The organism is Streptomyces sp. NPDC090106 (genome assembly GCF_044747265.1).
In the GTDB taxonomy this organism is placed as follows: Bacteria; Actinomycetota; Actinomycetes; order Streptomycetales; family Streptomycetaceae; genus Streptomyces.
This window is the reverse complement of the sequence record NZ_JBIVDS010000024.1, coordinates 53,068-70,359: the sequence shown is the minus strand read 5'-3', so window position 1 is coordinate 70,359 and position 17,292 is coordinate 53,068. Positions and strand designations below refer to the sequence as shown.

Annotated in this window: 13 protein-coding genes; 11 read left to right on the top strand and 2 right to left on the bottom strand. The window is 64.5% G+C overall.

The genetic code is table 11. The annotated features are described in order from the left end of the window. Positions 1–310: 310 nt before the first annotated feature. Positions 311–745: a hypothetical protein gene (locus ACIPSE_RS44525; protein ID WP_401675356.1), complete on the top strand. Its 435-nt coding sequence runs from the start codon at positions 311–313 to the stop codon at positions 743–745. A gap of 842 nt (positions 746–1,587) precedes the next feature. Here the strand turns inward: ACIPSE_RS44525 and ACIPSE_RS44520 are convergent. Continuing rightward, positions 1,588–2,436, bottom strand: coding sequence for a PaaX family transcriptional regulator C-terminal domain-containing protein (locus tag ACIPSE_RS44520; protein ID WP_401675354.1), 849 nt, complete (start codon positions 2,434–2,436; stop codon positions 1,588–1,590). A gap of 127 nt (positions 2,437–2,563) precedes the next feature. On the opposite strand from ACIPSE_RS44520, the gene ACIPSE_RS44515 reads away from it, so the two are divergent. From ACIPSE_RS44515 to ACIPSE_RS44470, 10 genes are all read left to right on the top strand, one after another. Further along, positions 2,564–4,339: a CocE/NonD family hydrolase gene (locus tag ACIPSE_RS44515; protein WP_401675352.1), complete on the top strand. Its 1,776-nt coding sequence runs from the start codon at positions 2,564–2,566 to the stop codon at positions 4,337–4,339. A gap of 25 nt (positions 4,340–4,364) precedes the next feature. Next, entirely contained in the window at positions 4,365–4,670 is a 306-nt protein-coding gene (locus ACIPSE_RS44510; protein ID WP_401675349.1) for a hypothetical protein, read from the top strand. 346 nt (positions 4,671–5,016) lie between these two features. Beyond that, on the top strand, positions 5,017–5,901 hold the full coding sequence (locus tag ACIPSE_RS44505; protein WP_401675346.1) for a hypothetical protein: 885 nt from the start codon (positions 5,017–5,019) through the stop codon (positions 5,899–5,901). Between the two features lie 150 nt (positions 5,902–6,051). After that, a complete protein-coding gene (locus tag ACIPSE_RS44500) occupies positions 6,052–7,269 on the top strand; it encodes an FAD-dependent monooxygenase (protein WP_401675343.1) in 1,218 nt (405 codons plus the stop codon). Between the two features lie 22 nt (positions 7,270–7,291). After that, complete coding sequence (locus ACIPSE_RS44495) at positions 7,292–8,008, top strand: TetR/AcrR family transcriptional regulator (RefSeq protein WP_401675340.1); 717 nt, start codon at positions 7,292–7,294, stop codon at positions 8,006–8,008. A 491-nt stretch (positions 8,009–8,499) separates the two neighbouring features. Continuing rightward, complete coding sequence (locus ACIPSE_RS44490; protein ID WP_401675337.1) at positions 8,500–9,942, top strand: streptophobe family protein; 1,443 nt, start codon at positions 8,500–8,502, stop codon at positions 9,940–9,942. A gap of 223 nt (positions 9,943–10,165) precedes the next feature. Continuing rightward, positions 10,166–10,858 (top strand): response regulator transcription factor, encoded by a 693-nt coding sequence (locus ACIPSE_RS44485; RefSeq protein WP_401675361.1) that lies wholly within the window; start codon positions 10,166–10,168, stop codon positions 10,856–10,858. Further along, on the top strand, positions 10,855–12,435 hold the full coding sequence (locus ACIPSE_RS44480) for a sensor histidine kinase (RefSeq protein ID WP_401675335.1): 1,581 nt from the start codon (positions 10,855–10,857) through the stop codon (positions 12,433–12,435). The genes ACIPSE_RS44485 and ACIPSE_RS44480 overlap by 4 nt, the downstream gene beginning before the upstream one ends. Before the next feature lie 898 nt (positions 12,436–13,333). Continuing rightward, positions 13,334–15,550: an MMPL family transporter gene (locus ACIPSE_RS44475; RefSeq protein WP_401675332.1), complete on the top strand. Its 2,217-nt coding sequence runs from the start codon at positions 13,334–13,336 to the stop codon at positions 15,548–15,550. A gap of 135 nt (positions 15,551–15,685) precedes the next feature. Further along, positions 15,686–16,147: a MarR family winged helix-turn-helix transcriptional regulator gene (locus ACIPSE_RS44470; protein WP_401675329.1), complete on the top strand. Its 462-nt coding sequence runs from the start codon at positions 15,686–15,688 to the stop codon at positions 16,145–16,147. Positions 16,148–16,175: 28 nt separating this feature from the next. Here ACIPSE_RS44470 and ACIPSE_RS44465 read toward each other — a convergent pair whose 3' ends face one another. Beyond that, the gene (locus ACIPSE_RS44465) at positions 16,176–17,033 is read right to left on the bottom strand and encodes an IclR family transcriptional regulator (protein ID WP_401675326.1); all 858 of its coding nucleotides are present in this window, start codon (positions 17,031–17,033) and stop codon (positions 16,176–16,178) included. Between the last annotated feature and the right edge of the window lie 259 nt (positions 17,034–17,292).

Below are 17,292 nucleotides of genomic sequence, written 5' to 3'. Positions count from 1 at the left end.
CTGGGAACGGCGCGACGACATCCACGAGGCCTTCCTCGGCCTCGCCACTTGCCTCATCACCTACCGGCATGTGCAGCGCCTTTGTTAGGACCTCTAAGACCTGACGATCGGATGAGGTCGGCTGCGAAGGGTTGTGCCGGGCCGTCCTGATTGAACGGTGCCTGCTGGGCGTGCTACTGCAAGGCTGAGAGAAGCCGACAACCGGACCGGCGATAGTGCGCGCACGCGCGTGGCAGGACCCGCGGCCCTGACACGGCTCGGGACTTGCCCTGCCGATCATGGTTGTGGGCTGTCGGGCATGATGCCCTGGATGAGCATCAGCGTGAAGTTCTTCGTGGCACCGGACGACACGTCGGCGGGTCTGGTCCTCCAGACCGGGCCGGGACGGGCATTCGAGTCGCTTTCCTTCAGGAACTTCGATTCCGAGGACGCAGTGGTTGAGTGGGAGTGTCTTCTGGCCGACGGCAGTGTTGAGGAACTCGTCGAAGCCGGTGAGCCTCGCATTGTCGCTGGTCAGGACAATGACGGGTGCGTCGTCTTCGCGATGTCACCCCGTCTGTCCGCTGTACTCGCGGACGCTGGACACTCCAGACTGCGTGACATCGCTGCCGTGTGGGCTCAGTTGCGTGCGGAGGGCGACGAGGCCATCGACACGGAGATCGCGGGAGCGATCGTGAGTAATCTGGCTGACCTCGTCAGCAGTGCACGGCGCCAGAACCAGAGTGTCTATTGCTGGGTCGCGTAGGAGTTCATGTTCGGAGCCGGATGGCGACGGCAGCGGTGGTGGCGATGGCGAGGATGACCTTGCCGGGCTTGTCGTAGCGAGTGGGTGCCGACCGCTCGGGACTGTTTCGGCCCGTTGATCGCCCGTTCGACCATGTTGTGCTTCTCGCAGCGGTCCTCATCGGAGCCGGGTGGGCGTCCACTGTCTGAGCCCTTGCGTATGTGGGCAGCCTGGCTGTCGGGCTTCTTGAGTGGCCGACCCGGGCCGGGTCTGGACACTCGGATCTTGCCCAGGACCGGCTTGAACTGGGTGCAGTCTGCCCGCTGCCCTGGAGCGACGATTGGGGACAGCGTGTGGCAGCGGCCGTCCGCGCTCAAGTGGACCTTGCTGGTGAACCCGCTGCGCGAGTGGCCCAGGCCCTCGCTCCCAGCACCACCTCCACCAGGCGGGCGACGGACTCTGCCGCGGCGTCTTGTCCTGGTGTTTCATCCCCTCGACCTCTTTTGATTCCAGTGCCTGAGGCGCATAGGTGCGGGCCGTCGGCATGCTGATGCGCGCGGATGAACGTCGAGTCGACCGAGATGTCCCAGCCGATCTTGCCAGCGGAGTTGGCTGCGGCCTGGACCTGCTGAAGTTGAGGTTCCCAGGTGCCGCCGGTCGACCACAGGCGGTGGCGCTCGCCTCAGGCTGGGCTGATGGGCTTGTGCCTGCTGTGGCGGGGTTCTGCTGTTCCGTTCGCATTGAGTCGGTGAAGGCCCCGCCTTGCACAGGTGCCAGCTGCTGTGCCCAGTGCAAGAGGTGTGTCGGCAGCCGAGGTAGATCTGGTGGGGCCAGTGGTTGGGCGGCGGCTGGGTTCGAGCCAGTCAGTCCTGAACGGGAGAACCTGTCAGACCCGCTATGGCTGAGCTGGCGAGGGGTCCCCACTTGTCTCGGAGCTGACGGAAGATCCGTGCGGAATCCGGGGCGGGCCAAGTGGGATCGTTTATGGCCGCGGCGAGGCCAGGATCGGTGCGCAGCAGGAGTCCCCAGTCGTCGATGAGCAACAGGTACTGCGATAGCGCTTCGTCGGCCTGAGGGCGTGCGGCACTCCATCGTGCGGCGAAACGGTGGTGTGCCGCACGGAGGGCATCGACGTCCCAACCGGCCTCGACCAGCTGCTCGGGAGAGTCAGGGGGAGTGGGGGCCCCGATGAAGGCGCGCACCAGGCCGGGTTCCGGGACGATGTCCCCCAGGAGAGCCTCCACATCGACCCTGCCGGGAGCCACCCAAAAGTTCGGCTGGAGCATGCCGAAGCCGGACCACACCAGGCGTGCCTGAAGTTGGTAGCGCAAGTTGCGCAATGTTTCCGGGATGGGGCAGTTCAGGATGGTCCACACGTCGCCTTCGTGATCAAACGGACGTTCTGAAAACATGCGATCGCGTCCTCGTTGGAGCATCGCCAGGGTTAGGCCGGTCGGAATGAATGCGCTGGTGCGTCCCGCCTTGCGACGCTCAAGATTTCCGCGAGCCACCATCCGGTTCAAGGTGGTGCGGACGGCGGCATCGGATACGCCGAGCCCGCCGAGCGCGGAGAGGAAGACCCTGGTCGGCAGCGGGTTCATGTTGGCAGGCAGGCCGTTGGTGTAGCCGAAGACGTGCAGGCCGAGCAGGTCCATGGCCAGCTCCATCGGAGCAGGTATCCCGCGCTCGTCGCGGGGGGTTTCCTTGAGCATGCACCGATCTTAAGCGACCTTTACTCGTCACTTTTCCGCGTTGACGTGAAAGAGTGACGTGTGTTCTGATCGAAGATGTAGCGCCAATCAGCTCGGTTGTCGTCACCGGAAAGGACAGCGAAGCGAAGTGAACAACCTCAACGACTTCGGCCCTGACATCGATGTGATCTTCAAGCCTGCGAGGCCGTTGAGCGAGTCGGTGCCTCCGATCGACGAGCTCAAGCCCGGCACTCGGGTGATCCCCGCTGACAGCGTCAACCAGGAAGGCGCGTACCCGCTCCCGATCGACATCGAGGTGTACGACGATGTCGCCATTCCGATGCGTGACGGCACAGTCCTCTACGGGGACGTGTACCGGAGGCTGGGCGTGGGCCCGGTACCGGTGATCCTTGTCTACACGCCGTACAACAAGCGCGGTGGATACTGGACGGAGAACTTCAACGTCACCATGACGGGCGTGAAGCCGGAGGTCCTCTCCGGGTTGCAGCCCTTCGAAGCCGTGGACCCCGGCTACTGGTGTGCGCACGACTACGCGATCGTCCTCGTCGACGCCCGGGGAACCGGCCGGTCGGAGGGGGACATGGTCTTCATGGGTTCTGCCTCCGGGCGGGACGTCTACGACACTGTCGAGTGGATCGCCGAGCAGCCCTGGTCGACTGGCAAGACCACGATGACCGGCAACTCGCAGCTGGCGATGATCCAGTGGGCGGCTGCCGCCGAGCGCCCCCCGCACCTCACGGCGATCGCACCGTGGGAGGGCTTGACGGACGTGTACACCGATGTCATCAACCGCGGTGGCATCGCGAATCCCTTCTTCCACGACGTCGACATCATGGGCTTCATCTACGGCCAGGGCCAGGTCGAAGACATCACCGGGATGCTGACGAAGTACCCCACGAAGAACGCGTATTGGGATGACAAGGTCGCCAAGCTCAGCCAGATCGACATCCCGGCGTATGTCGTGGCCAGTTGGACGCACCCGATCCACACCCGCAACACCTTCACCGGGTTCGAGGAGATCAGCTCGCAGGACAAGTGGCTGCGGGTTCACAACAGCCAGGAGTGGCCGGACCTGTTCGAGCCCGCGAACGTGGAGGATCTTCGCCGGTTCTTCGACCACTTCCTCAAGGGCGTCGACAACGGCTGGGAGACCACTCCGCGGGTGCGATACTCCGTGATCAACCCGGGTGGAGAGGACGAGTTCCGTACGTCCGACGTCTGGCCCGTGCCGGGCGTGGAGACCACGACGCTGTACCTCGATGCCGCCAACGGAGCCCTGACCGAGCAGCCGCCGACGGAGGAGGCGTCGGTGACGTACGACGCCACCGACAGCGAGGCGGTGGCGAAGTTCACCCTGTCGGTCGGCGAGGAATCCCGGCTCCTGGGCCCGAGCAACGTCCGGCTGCGGATGTCCACGGACGCAGGCGACGATCTCGACGTGTTCGCCTGTGTGTACAAGGTCGGCCCGGACGGCAAGGTGCCGATGCACATCGTCTTCCCGGGGAAGAAGGAGATGTTCCTCGAACTGATCGAGAACGGCATCATCCCCGGCGGACCGGTGTATGTCGGCCCGACCGGACGCGTGCGTGCCTCACACCGCGCGATCGACGCTGAGAAGTCGACCGACCTCAAGCCGGTCCTGACGCATCAGCAGCTGGACTTCATCGAGCCGGGCCAGATCATCGACGTGGAGCTGGGCTTGTGGCCGGCCAGCCTCATGCTTCACCCCGGGGAAACCCTGGTGCTGGAGATCGCCGGCCACCACGCTGGCCCCGTTCCCGAGGCCCAGGCGAGCGATGAGATGCCCGACCGGCAGATCGAAAGCGCGAACCGCGGCAACCACACCATCTACACCGGCGGCGAGAGCGGCTCGCGGCTGTTCCTGCCCGTCGTCGGCAGCTGACCGGGTTAAGAGGAGAGGGAATACAATGAGCGACTTCTTCGGAACGTGGATACTTCCGAGTTCGAGCCCCAAGGGCAAGATCGACGTTGAGTCGGTGATCGCGGAGCAGGACGGCGAGGTCACGGTCACCATGAACTCGTCGATCATGGTCGGCACGGTGTCTGACGTCGTGATCGACGGGGACACTCTGACCGGCGTCCTCAAGATGACCAAGCCCTTGACCATCACGTCGCAGCTCACCTATGAGCTCACCAGCCCCACCACGTTGAATGCCACGGTCAAGAGCAGGCTCATGCCGGCGCAGAGGATGGTCGGCACCAAGCAGACCTGAGCGTGACATGGCGGAGGTGGTGCCTGGATTTGCGGCTCAGCTGGCTGCCGTCGGTAGCCGACTGCCGATGCCACCGCGTCTCTGCGAAGCGAGGCGGGCGGAGGCGTGGGCGAGGCGTGAACCGTGGTGTGTCCCTCCGCACGTGCTTCGACACGAGCCGCAGCGGTAGCGCACGGCGCCGAAGCAGTCAGGGCGATTAAGGGACTGAATCGTCAGTACGGAGAAGCTCTTGGTAGACAACAGGTGATCTTGGTTACGGTCACGTCTACCAGGAGTTTCATCGCCATGTTCAATCGTGGGCGCGGCAGGTCCCCGTCCGCTCATTTCCCCGAACAGGGAGCCTGTTGTGATCGCTCAATTCGGTCAACCTGCTCAAAGCCCTCCTGATGAGGGCTCTCCAGTTGTGCCGCCACGTTTTGTCCCGCTGCCGGCCTCCGGCAAGGTGCGCCAGGCGGTTGCCTTCTTCGCGTTGAACTGGCCCGGCCTGGTGATGGTCGTTTCGATGGTCTCCAGCACCGCAATAGGAAATGAGGTGAGCAGCGGCCTCGGCGATGGCCCGAACGAGCATTTGTTCACGGCTCTCCTCCTCCTGGCCTGCGCGCTGTGCTTCCCGTGCGCGATTCGTCTCGGCGAAGTGCTTGGCAAGCGGCGAGCCATCGAGATTCTCTGCATGGCCGGAATCGCGGGACATCTGATCATGGCGGTGGCGCCTTGGTACCCCGTGGCTCTGACCGGACACGTGATTGCCGGCATGCTTTTCGGCGTCGGTCCTCTTTGTCTTCTGGCCATGGGGGACTGCTTCCCCGGCCGAAAGGCGCTGCTGGTGGTCACCCCGGTCACGATCGTGCTCAGCGGCTCAACCACCTCGCTCGTCAATGCCTGGACGCCGCGCGTGTTGAATGCCGTGGGCTGGCGTGGAGCTGAGGTCGCTGTCGCCCTTCTTATTGTCTCTGCCCTGCTGCTGATGCGCACAGTGCCCAGATATCCGGCAGAGTCAGCAGGTGTGCGGCTCGGTGAAGTCGGCCTGGCGGGCAAGCTGTTCGAGGGTGCGGGTCCCGGCCTGATCATTGTCGGAGTGGTCGATGGCGTGACACTCGGCTGGAGCTCTGCGTTCGCACTGCCCGTCGCGGCTGTGGGGGCCGGGATCCTCGGGGTCTCCGTGGTGCGAGGGCGCCGGGCGAAACGGGAAGTGGGCCAGGTCCGAGTACTGCCTCCGAGTGTCCGGCGATAGCTCCTGCTGCGGGTGCGGTACCTGAGGGCTGATGGCTCCGCGTATCGCTTCGGCTGTACCGGCGCAGTAGTGTCCCCGTAAGTTACTGACCAGTAGAGTTGAAACGGTCAGTTCGTCGAGTATGCTGGAGGCTCATAGAGAGGGAGTGTCATGATCGAAACGAAGAAGAACGGCCGTGCCCTCGTAGTCGGCCTGGGAATCGCCGGTATAGCCACAGCGCTGCGGCTGCGCCAGATCGGATGGGAGCCGGTCGTAGTCGAGCGCGCCCCGGCCCGGCGCTCTGGCGGCTACTTCATCATGCTCTTCGGCACCGGATCCGCTTCGGCCGAGCGGCTGGGCGTCCTGGACGACATCGGTGACCGGAGCCATGACTCGCTGAACCAACTCGAAGTCAACCGCCAGGGCCGACGCAGGCCGGGCATCAGTCCGGCGGACACTCCCGACGGCCCGCGGACGGTGCTGCGGGGCGATGTGGAACGGGGCCTGTTCGACGCGCTGCCGGATGATGTGGAGATCCGCTACTCCACGGTGCCTGTCGCGATCGCGCAGGACGCCGACGGCGTGGATGTGACGCTGCACGACAGTGCTGCGGACGTGGAGAAGACGGAGCGGTTCGACCTCGTCGTCGGTGCGGATGGCATGCGGTCCACCGTGCGCCGCCTCGCCTTCGGCGGCGAGGACTTCCTACACCCTCTGAACTACATGATCGCTGCCACGGTGCTCGACCGGCCGGTCACCGGCTTCGGCCTCAATGAAGGCCTTGTGCTGGCCGAGGCCGGCCGTTCAGCCTGGACGTTCCCGTTCTACAACCATGCGCCCAGTCTGCTGTTCTCGTATCGGACCGAGGACATCGACGCTGAATTCCGGCAGACGCCGATCGAGTCGCTCAGGACTGCCTTCGGCCCGGAACCCACCGGGGCACTCCTGGAGGAACTCTTCGAGCACTACGAGAATGCGCCGGACTCGCTGTTCGACGCGGTCCACCAGGTCAAGATGCCGAAGTGGCACGAGGGCAGGGTCGCGCTGGTCGGTGACGCGGCGTGGTGTCTGTCCCTGTACTCAGGCATGGGTGCCTCCAGCTCGATAGCAGGTGGTGAGCTACTCGGCACCATGGTCCAGAAGCACGCAGGGAATCTGCCGGCCGCTCTCGGTGCATGGGAGGAAAGGATGCGTCCGTTCATCTCAACCAACCAGGCCAGCGCCTTGGTCATGCGTAGAATCTTCACGCCGCAGGACGCCAAGGAGCGGGTTCTGCGCTCGGGTCTGGTTCGGCTGATGAACACTCCGGGCGCCAGGAAGGTCATGCACAAAGCCGTTCAGCGAAGCGGCAGCGAACAGGCCAAGCATGAGGACGTCGCCGCCCCCTGAACCAAAAGCAACAGGAGAAGCCGTGGACCCGCTGATCGAGTGCCGATCTGTAAAGGCCGCTCGCATCTTGGACGCCTCCAGGACACTCGTGCTCGACCATGGCATCGGGAAAGTCACCGTCAGTGAGATCACTCGGGCAGCCGGGGTCGGGAAAGGCACAGTCTATGTGTTCTGGCCCAGCAAGGAAGCCTTGATTCTGGGTATGTTCGCCCGGGATCTCCTGGCTGCTGTGGACGCGGTTATCCAACATCTCTCGCAGGACGCGAGTCAGGTACTTCCCGCCAGGCTTGCGCCATTCATGATCAGAACGGCGCAGGGGTTGCCGTTGTCGCGGTTTCTCAATGGAGACGATGCGCAATTGCCGCATCTTCTCGCGGCTTTCCCTGAGCAGGGAAGATTGTTCTCTCGTATATCGCCAAGCGCGATGTGCGGTGCCATCATTCCCATTCTGGCTCGGCACGGCCTCGTTTCGCAGCACCGATCGCTGAGTGAGTACGCGTTCATGATGCACGCGCTTCTTACCGGATTCGGTCATGCGATCACTCATGCCGCCACCTCTCCGGCCGTCGACGATCCGTATGCCGTCTTCGCGCACACGGTGGAAAAGTTGTTCGCGCCCGAGGCATTGCCCTCCACTGCGGTCCTCGAAAAGGCCTGTGCTGAGGTCGTGTCCCTCTTCACAGAGTCGCGCGGCGCCGTGCTCGACGTCATCAGAAGCACCCAAGTCACGACCAGCTGATCGCGCGAGCTGAGTGCCAACGGGCTCTGGAGAAGACTGAGTCCGTGCGGACCCATATCTGCGGTGCGCCCGCGTGCCGTCCCCGCTCACGGTCACCGTCCTTGGTGGAGGCAGGGCTGTGATGCCCAACGCGAGTCGAGGGATTCTGGGAGTTTCCTGGGAGGTTTTCGGTAGCTGAGCCCGCCTCGCGTCCCTGAACAGGGACGCGAGGCGGACGGCACTCAGAAACCTCCCAGAACCTTTCTGAATCGTAGTAGCCGTGGGCGTCAGGGTGGGTGAGTTCCCAGCGCACGGCGCCGTTTCCAGAATCAGGAACGGTGCTGCGCGTCTTTTTGCCAGTGAAGCGGAGTGCTCTCGACATGTCTGCCACCTCGGCCGGCCCGAAGGCCAGGTCTGGTTCCCCCACGAAGTCCGCGACCAGCGCGAGGCCTCGAACAGGTTCTCAGCGTGGGGCTCCGAGCCGCACAGTGACCGTGCACACGGTCGGCCCCATGCAGAATGCTCTGGAAGGAGCACTGGCCGTACTGTGCGCGACCGCTGCGATGGCGCTTGCTGCCTTTGTGGCGCTCCTGCTCGCCGATGCAGGGTCGGTCGGCTCCCTGTGGGAGTTGACGATGGCGATCACAGCCATGGCGGTGGGCGGCTCGGTGAGTTCCGGCGCGAGCGCGTCAGCGAGCGCCGAAGGGGCGAGCGGTCTGGCCAGCCTCTTCGGTGGCGGCGGCATGAGTCCCTCCGTCAGTGGCGCGGTTGAGGCCGTGCCGTTGGGCGTGACTCTGATCGGTGCCGCCGTGCTGTGGATCGCGTTCTCCCGGCGGCTGCGTAGGGGGACACCGCAGCGGCGGTTCAGCGGAAGCGAGTTGGCGGTACGCGTGTCCGGAGCAGCGACCGCGGCCATGATCTTGTTCATGTTCGTGGCGGGTCTCGGCCGGGGAACCGCCGAGCTGCCTGCCTCAGCCATGGAAGGTATGGGGGGACTTGGGGGAAGCGCCTCCGACGGAGACAGCAGCAACAACCCGTTCAGCGCCCTGATGGGCGGCGACGCGGGTAGTGACCCCTTCAGCCAACTGATGGGCGGGGACGCCGCTGCGCAGCCCACGGTGACCTACGACGCCGGTGTGTTCGCCACAAGCTTCGGTGCGCTGGTGTGGGCCGTCGTTGTGCTGGGTGTCGGGTGCCTGATCAGCCAGCGAGTGCGACTGCCTCTCGGCGGCGCACTCGACCGGGCGCGGACCGTCTGGGCTCCCACCGTGTCCACCATTGTGCGCACCGTCCTGACGTTGGCCGGTATCTGTCTGACGGCCATGGCGGTCATCGGGCTGGCGGTCGGCGGCCAGGCCAGGACGGCGGCAGGCATCGCACTGCTGGTGGCCCCGAATCTCCTCGCGGTCTTTCTGTCGCTGGGGGTCGGAGCTCCCTGGACGGCTGAGGTGCACCCTGTGTCGACCGACAACAGCAGCAATCCCCTGGCCGGTCTGATGGAAGGGATGACCGGTGGCGGGACCTCGGCCGCCATCCAGCAGCCCGATCACACCGAGCACCTGCGTTCTCTGTCCGCGGGCGGCTGGCAGGTATGGCTCGTGGCCCTGGCGGTGACATGTCTCATCCTGATCTCTTGTGCCTACCGGGCCTCGCGTACGACGGGAGTGGTCCGTGGAGTTCCGCTGCATCCCTACAAGGGCCCCATGCCTGCTCATCTGGGTACGGCTGAGCGCTTCGCACTGGCCACCGCAGTTGTCCTCGGCGCGACGACTTGGCTGGCGGGAGGGACAGGCAACTTCAGCATCAGCGTCTTCGGCAGCGCGATGGGAGGAATGAGGGCCGGGCTCGGCGGCAGCGTACTGTTGAGCGCGGGGTTCGGTCTGTTCATCGGAGGCTTGGCTGGGCTCATCGGAAGCATGCTGGCCGCGCTGCAGCGTGCCCCCAAGACTGCGTGACAGTGCACTGTGTGTGGTGAGAAGCCACGCCCTCGTTTCCTGATTCGCGGTATTCCAGCCACGCGCGACGGCGTACTCGGTGCAGTGCCCCCTGGTCAGTCTGGTTCAGGAGCCGCAACTTCCGGTCCCCTGGAGGCCTGCCTTGTCATTCACCGAGCACTCTTCTTCACCCTCCGCCGCGTCCGGGCAGGACGCAGGCAAACGAGCCGGCACCGGCGCGAATCTGCTGGTGGTCGACGACGAGCCGACGGTCAGGGAACTCCTGTCCGCCGCGCTGCGCCATGCCGGGTTCAGGGTGACCGCAGCCGGGACGGGACAGGAGGCCCTCGACCGAGCGTACGAGGTGTCGCCCGACCTGGTCCTGCTGGACATCATGCTGCCCGACCTGGATGGCTTCGAAGTCATCAGGCGTCTGCGCGAGCGGTGTCAGCCCGCCTTGACCAAACAGGGCGGGCAGATTCCCGTGGTCTTCCTTACTGCCCGCGACGAGACACATGACAAAATCGAGGGCCTGCACCTGGGCGGCGACGACTACGTGACCAAACCGTTCGATCTTCAGGAACTGATTGCCCGTATTCGCGCTGTGCTTCGGCGTACCAGTGGCGATCCCAGTGCCGTGCTGCGTGTGGCGGACATCGAACTCGATCCCGACGGCACACAAGTGACGCGCGCCAGCGAACCTCTGCGTCTCTCACCCACCGAGTTCCGGCTGTTGCACTACTTGATGGCCAACGCGGGACGCACCGTCTCCAAGCCGCAGATTCTCCAGAGAGTCTGGCGATACGACTTCAATGGAGACACCGCCATCGTCGATACCTACATCAGCTATCTGCGTCGCAAGATCGACAATGGTGGTCCAAAGCTCATTCACACCGTGCATGGCGTCGGATATGTCATGCGTGGACCGAAGACATGACGAGGTCGCCAGGTATCAATGTCTGGGCGCGGGCCTCACTGCGCAGCCGAGTGTTGTTTTTGGCTGTCGTCTTGCTGAGTACGGGGTTCAGCGCGTTCGCGCTTGTCACCGGAAACGCTCTGCGCGGCTATCTGGAGGACCGTGTCGACTCTCAACTGCAGGCTGCTGCCCAGGTGTTCTCGGCTCTTCCGCCTCAGCTGGCCACGAACGGCGCGCAGTTGAAGCGGCCCATCGACCTGGCCGACTTCAGCACGGACGTGCTGGGGAGTCCCGTCATCACTTATGTCTCCGCGGACGGGACGGTCGAGAAGAGCATCTACTCGCTCGGCGGAGCGAACCGTGCGAAATCGGCACGCGGGCCAGCGCTCCCCCGGGTGGATGCGGCAGCCGTGGCCGCTCGGGGTGAACGTCCATTCACGGTGGGCAGCGCCCACGATGAGACCCGATGGCGGATGGTGGTCGTTCCCAGGCTTGATCGCTCTCTGACGGCCTCGACCACGGGGTTGGTGCCGGCTGCCTCCGGCAGCGTTGTCGTCTCCACATCGATGGCCCGGGTCGACAGCACGCTGGACCGGATGTGGGGCATTTATCGGAATACAGGCCTTGGTCTTCTTGCCGTCTTGGCTCTGGCTGGATGGTTCGCGGTCCGCTCAGGTCTGCGTCCGCTTTCCCGTGTTGAACAGACCGCTGCGGAGATCGCTCGCGGGGATCTTTCCCGAAGGATCCCTGAACTAGCCGGATCGAAAACGGAGGTGGGGAGGTTGGCGACAGCGTTGAACGGCATGCTCGGTCAATTGGAGAGTGCCTTCGCCGCCCGGGCGGACTCCGAGGCCAGAATGAGCCGGTTCGTCGCCGACGCGAGCCACGAGCTGCGTACGCCGCTGGCTGGCATCAAGGGCCTCACCGGGCTCTATCGTATGGGTGCGCTGGCCGACCGTCACGATGTTGATGCCGCGATGGACCGCATTGCGCGTGAGTCCGATCGGCTGGCCCAATTGGTCGAGGACATGCTCCAGCTTGCCCGGCTTGACGAGCACGATCTGAAGGCTGCTGGCAGATCCCTCGACGACGAACATCATGGTGTCCTGCTCGGCCTCGACCTTGCGCCAGGGGACCTGCGCACGCTGGCGGCGGATGCTCTCCATGACGTGCGGGCCCTGGATCCGACCCGCCCCGTAGCCTTGACCGGTCCGGCCGATGAGGACCTGCCGACCTACGCTCCGGCACTCGTCGACGAGGCGCGGTTGCGCCAGGTCGTGGCGAATCTGGTGGGTAACGCCGTCACCCATACCCCGCCCGGCACACCAGTGCGGATTGGCGTGGGAAGGGTGGGCGATCACGCGGTTCTGGAAGTCGCGGACCAAGGTCCAGGACTCTCGCCGGAACAGAGCACCCGGATCTTTGAACGCTTCTATCGGGCGGATACGTCCCGCAACCGTGCCACAGGCGGAGCCGGCCTCGGTCTATCCATCGTGCAGTCCTTGGTGAGGGCGCACGCAGGGCATGTTGTGGTGCTGTCGAGTCCCGGTAAGGGCGCGACATTTCAGGTGTTCATCCCGGCTTTGGTCAGTCAGTAGACCACCGACGGTGTCCGGACGCTTACGACTGCTTGGCCTGGCCTTGAGGCCAGGCAGTCGTGATGTTCGTCGTGGACCCGTCGGGAATGGGACTTTCGGTCATGTCTTTCAGAGTGTGGCCCGGGAGGCCGGATCGAGGGATTCCCGTTCTGGTAGTATCAAGGCACTTGATATCTCGATGCTCCTCCTGGCGGGCGAGAGGCGGGCGAGTGTGCCGCCGTTGTTGCCGAGCCGAGGCGGAGCGGCTTGATCCCTGTCGTGCCTTCCGGGAGTTCGGCCGGGATGGTTTTCGGATGGACAGGTCCGTATGAATCCCCGCACAAAAGAACCGCTTCGTCACTGCGGTGGGGTTCTCATCGGCCTTGAAGTGCACGAAACGATGTCGTCTCCTATCGAGGAAGGTGTGTTACGTGGTCGACGCCGTATTCGCGAGATCGGCCTTGCCGCTCCTGACAGCGGACCGCTCAGTGGAGTTCTCCATGTCGTCGAATTGCGCTCGCCGCTGACGGGAAGCGTGACTCCGCGTCGGTGCGGAGCGATCCGGGCCTCTCGCGCTCGTTCCGCGGGAATCTGTTCATAGATGATCGAGTTCAATGGCGCGCGACAACCGAAGCGCGACCAGGGCGAGATCGGTCCGGACTACCTACAGAGGGTGCGCGGCCAGTGGGGCTCGGCTGCTTCGCAGTCCGCAGCCTGTGCGACGGGCAGCCACGGGCACCCAGTTTCCACGTCTCGCATCGACGTCCTTGTCCCTTGGCGCCGGTGTGGACGGACAAGTCCAGCTCAGCAGTTCTCCTCCTGACGTCTCCGCTCATGGCGTCGGGCCGATCAACCTTCCCCCTAACAGGTTGACAACCCTGCTCTGAACACCCCACGACCTGATTGGGAGTACGCCCTCGTGGCCACGTTCCTCTACAAACTCGGCCGACTTACCTACAGGCGACGGCACTTCGTTGCCCTCATATGGGTAGCGTTGCTGGCGCTGGCAGGGATCGGCGCCGCCGCCGCGCCCAGCGCTGGCACGTCGTCCTTCTCCATGCCGGGCACGGAATCGCAGAAGGCGTTCGATCTGCTCGATGAGCGCTTCCCCGGAAGCAGCGCCGACGGGGCTACCGCGAGGGTGGTGTTCAAAGCCCCCTCCGGCGAGAAGATGACGGACGCGACGAACAAGGCCGCCGTCGAGGCGGCTCTGGAGGAGCTGTCCCGTGGCTCCGAGGTAGCCTCCGTGGCCGACCCTTATGAGTCGCACGCGGTGAGCAAGGACGGCACCATCGCCTACGCCTCGGTCAACTACAAGGTGTCCTCCATGGAACTGGAGGTCTCCACACAGGACGCTCTGGAAGAGACCGCACAGGAGGCTCGGAGTGCAGGGCTGACCGTCGAGATCGGTGGCGATGCACTGACGAGTAACGAGGCGAGCGCTGCCACCGAGATCATCGGCATCGCTGTCGCCGCTGTTGTCCTCGTGATCACCTTTGGATCGCTGCTGGCCGCAGGGCTCCCCCTGCTCACCGCTCTGATCGGCGTCGCGATCGGCGTGTGCGCCATCACGATCCTGTCGAAGCCTTTCGATCTCAGTTCGAGCACCCCGACTCTGGCCATGATGATCGGTCTCGCGGTCGGTATCGACTACGCGCTGTTCATTGTCTCCCGCTACCGCGCAGAACTGGCTGAGGGACGAAGCCGTGAGGAAGCCGTCGGCAGGGCGGTCGGCACAGCGGGCTCGGCAGTGGTCTTCGCCGGGCTCACCGTGGTGATCGCGCTGGTGGGTTTGACCATCGTCAACGTGCCGATGCTGACCGAAATGGGCCTCGCTTCGTCCGGCACCGTGGTCATCGCGGTCCTGATCGCTTTGACGCTGGTTCCCGCGCTGCTCAGCTACGCGGGCCAGAAGGTGAAGCCGGCCGGTGAGAAGAGCAAGCTGCTGGGCGGCGGGCGGCGCGCAAAGAACACGGACGCGCCCAACATGGGCACCCGCTGGGCCAGCTTCGTGGTGCGCCGTCCGGTCGCCGTTCTGATCACGTGCGTGGTGGGCCTGGGTGCCCTGGCTCTGCCCACGACCTCGCTGGAACTGGGCCTGGGAGACGACGGTACGAAGCCCACGTCGACGACCCAGCGCCGTGCCTACGATCTGCTGTCGGACGGCTTTGGACCAGGGTTCAACGGCCCGCTGATGGTAGTGGTCGACGCCAAGGGCGGAAGCGACATCGAAGGCACGGTCGGCTCGGTCTCCGATGAGATCGGCGGGTTGAAGGATGTCGCTCAGGTCACGCCTGCGGCATACAACAAGGCCGGTGACACGGCGATGTTCACCGTGTTCCCGGGCTCCAAGCCGTCGTCGGTGACGACGGAAGACCTGGTGCACACCATCCGCGACAAGGGCAGCGCTGTCGCTGCCGACGACGATGCCCGGCTGCTGGTCACCGGTACCACGGCCATGAACATTGACTTCTCGCAGACGCTGAGCGATGCGCTTGTGCCGTATCTGTGCCTGGTTGTCGGCCTGGCGTTCCTTCTGCTGATTCTGGTCTTCCGTTCGATCTTGGTCCCGCTGAAGGCGGCGCTCGGCTTCCTTCTGAGTGTGCTGGCGGCCCTGGGTGCCATCGTCGCGGTGTTCCAGTGGGGATGGCTGGCGGGCCTGCTGGGGGTCGAGGAGACCGGCCCGGTCATGTCGATGGTGCCGATCTTCATGGTGGGTGTGGTCTTCGGCCTTGCCATGGACTACGAGGTGTTCCTTGTGACCCGGATGCGCGAGGCGTATGTCCATGGCGAACGGGCGACCGAAGCTGTGGTGACCGGTTTCAAGTACAGCGCCAGGGTGGTCGCCGCGGCGGCAGTGATCATGATGGCGGTCTTCGCCGGATTCATCGGCGCATCCGAGTCGATGATCAAGATGATCGGCTTCGGGCTGGCGACCGCTGTCTTCTTCGACGCCTTCATCGTGCGCATGGCGATCGTCCCGGCAGTTCTCGCTCTGCTCGGGGACAAGGCATGGTGGCTTCCGCAGCGGCTGAACCGGCTGCTGCCGAACGTCGATGTCGAGGGGGAAGGGCTGCGCGGTGAGCATGAGAAGAGCGCCGATCCGGACGACGAACAGAAGCTGGTGCGTGTCTGACGCGTAACAACTCGACGTTGGACCAGCTGGTGGGGGATACCGAGAGGGGTCCCCCACCAGCTTTTGTACAAGCGCTCGGCATGTCAAGTTGATTGATATGCGGCCGGTGTGCGGGTCAAGGTAAAGTCGGCTCCTGTGGAGTCGGTAGAGGACAGAACACCCGCGCGGATCACCTACTTGGTCAAACAGGTTGAGCGGGGGGTGCGCCTGGTGCTGGAGCAAGCGGTGCGCGAATTCGGTCTGTCGACTGTGCAATACGCGACGCTCAGTGTGCTCGCCAGGCGCAGCGGGCTCTCATCGGCGCAGCTGGCGCGAAGAGCGTTTGTCACACCTCAGGCGATGAATCAGGTCGTCGGCCAGCTTGAAGACGCGCAGCTGATCTCGCGTGAGCCGGATCCGGCGAATTGGCGGATTCTGCGGGCCTCGCTCACCGAGGAGGGTGAGCGACGCCTTGCGTCATGCGAAGCAGCCGTTGACCTTGTGGAGGCTCGGGTCCTGGCTTCCCTGGAGCCGGATTCGGTAGAACTCCTGCGATCGGCGTTGGAGTCCTGTGCGGTTGAACTTCGGGAAATGATCGAGTCGGCAGACGCGGATTAGCTGACTGGCCCTCGGCCTACCCGAAATGTCATGAGGGGTGCTGTCGCCCGTCGTCGATCGTCCCCGCTGTCATATGGTCTTGGGCCGGCACGGTTCCGCTGGACGGCCTGCCGATCTGAGGCGCAGTGCTGTAGCGAGCCTGGAGTGCGCGGCGTATGCCCACGGCGGTTGTGCGCACGGCTGCCGCGAACTGTACGGCTTCCTGATCGGTGCGGACGATCACGGAGATGGCGGCGACCGTGCTGGCCTCCGGTGCCGGAATGGGTGCGGCGCAGGCGAATGCGCCCACCGTGAACTCCTGGTGGCAGTAAGCGGTGCGATCGCGTCTGATTTGTGCGAGCAGGAAGCGTAGTTCCCTGGGGGATGTAACTGTATGCGCTGTGTAGGGAGCAAGCGGGCTCCGCAGGATCCGTTCCTGCACTGCCTCAGGGGTGTGCGCGAGCATGGCCCTGCCGACGCCACTGGCGTGAAGAGGTAGGCGTCCTCCGGCCCGGCTCCGCGTGGGAGCGCCTCGTAGGCGGGAGATTTTCTCGACGACGAGTGCCTGATCCCCGTCGAGCAGGGCGAGCTGGACGTGTTGCTGGGTCATCTCGTAGAGACTCTGCAGATAGGGCATGGCGATCTCCCGGAGACCCGACCCTCGTACGGAGCGGCTGGCTATCTCCCACAGCCGCAGCCCAATGCGGTAATTGCCCTGAGGGGACCGTTCAAGGATGCCTTCGCCCAAGAGGTCCTGAGCCAGACGGTGTGCGGTTGAGGTGGGGAGGCCCGTTAGCCGCTGGAGCTGTGTGAGAGAGAGCTCGTCGTGATCACCCGAGAAGGCCGCGAGGACCTGCACGACTTTGCTCGCCACCGTGCGCCCGGGTGTGGCCTGGTTTCCAGCCATGGGGGCACCCCGCTTTCGTAAATCAGAACCTCTTGACAAGCTACTTGATATGTGTGTTCTCCGTCCAGGGAGACGGGACACCGTTCGAGGTGTTCGGGAGCCAAGTCGCTCTCTGTCTTCTTTGCCATCCAGTGGGATGGCGGGTGTTCCTTGTCCCAATGCACAGGAGACTGAGGACGGGTGCCGGGCTGCGCAGCCGCGCAGGGTTTCTGGGCTGTGAGGTATGGGTGGGCTGGAAGCCCGCTGCAATCGGAGCCAG

What these genes read in the sequence shown, in the direction of transcription:
- ACIPSE_RS44525 (WP_401675356.1), top strand. Translation starts at nt 311, where the DNA reads ATGAGCATCAGCGTGAAGTTCTTCGTGGCACCGGACGACACGTCGGCG.
- ACIPSE_RS44520 (WP_401675354.1), bottom strand. Translation starts at nt 2,436, where the DNA reads ATGCTCAAGGAAACCCCCCGCGACGAGCGCGGGATACCTGCTCCGATG.
- ACIPSE_RS44510 (WP_401675349.1), top strand. Translation starts at nt 4,365, where the DNA reads ATGAGCGACTTCTTCGGAACGTGGATACTTCCGAGTTCGAGCCCCAAG.
- ACIPSE_RS44500 (WP_401675343.1), top strand. Translation starts at nt 6,052, where the DNA reads ATGATCGAAACGAAGAAGAACGGCCGTGCCCTCGTAGTCGGCCTGGGA.
- ACIPSE_RS44490 (WP_401675337.1), top strand. Translation starts at nt 8,500, where the DNA reads ATGCAGAATGCTCTGGAAGGAGCACTGGCCGTACTGTGCGCGACCGCT.
- ACIPSE_RS44480 (WP_401675335.1), top strand. Translation starts at nt 10,855, where the DNA reads ATGACGAGGTCGCCAGGTATCAATGTCTGGGCGCGGGCCTCACTGCGC.
- ACIPSE_RS44465 (WP_401675326.1), bottom strand. Translation starts at nt 17,033, where the DNA reads ATGGCTGGAAACCAGGCCACACCCGGGCGCACGGTGGCGAGCAAAGTC.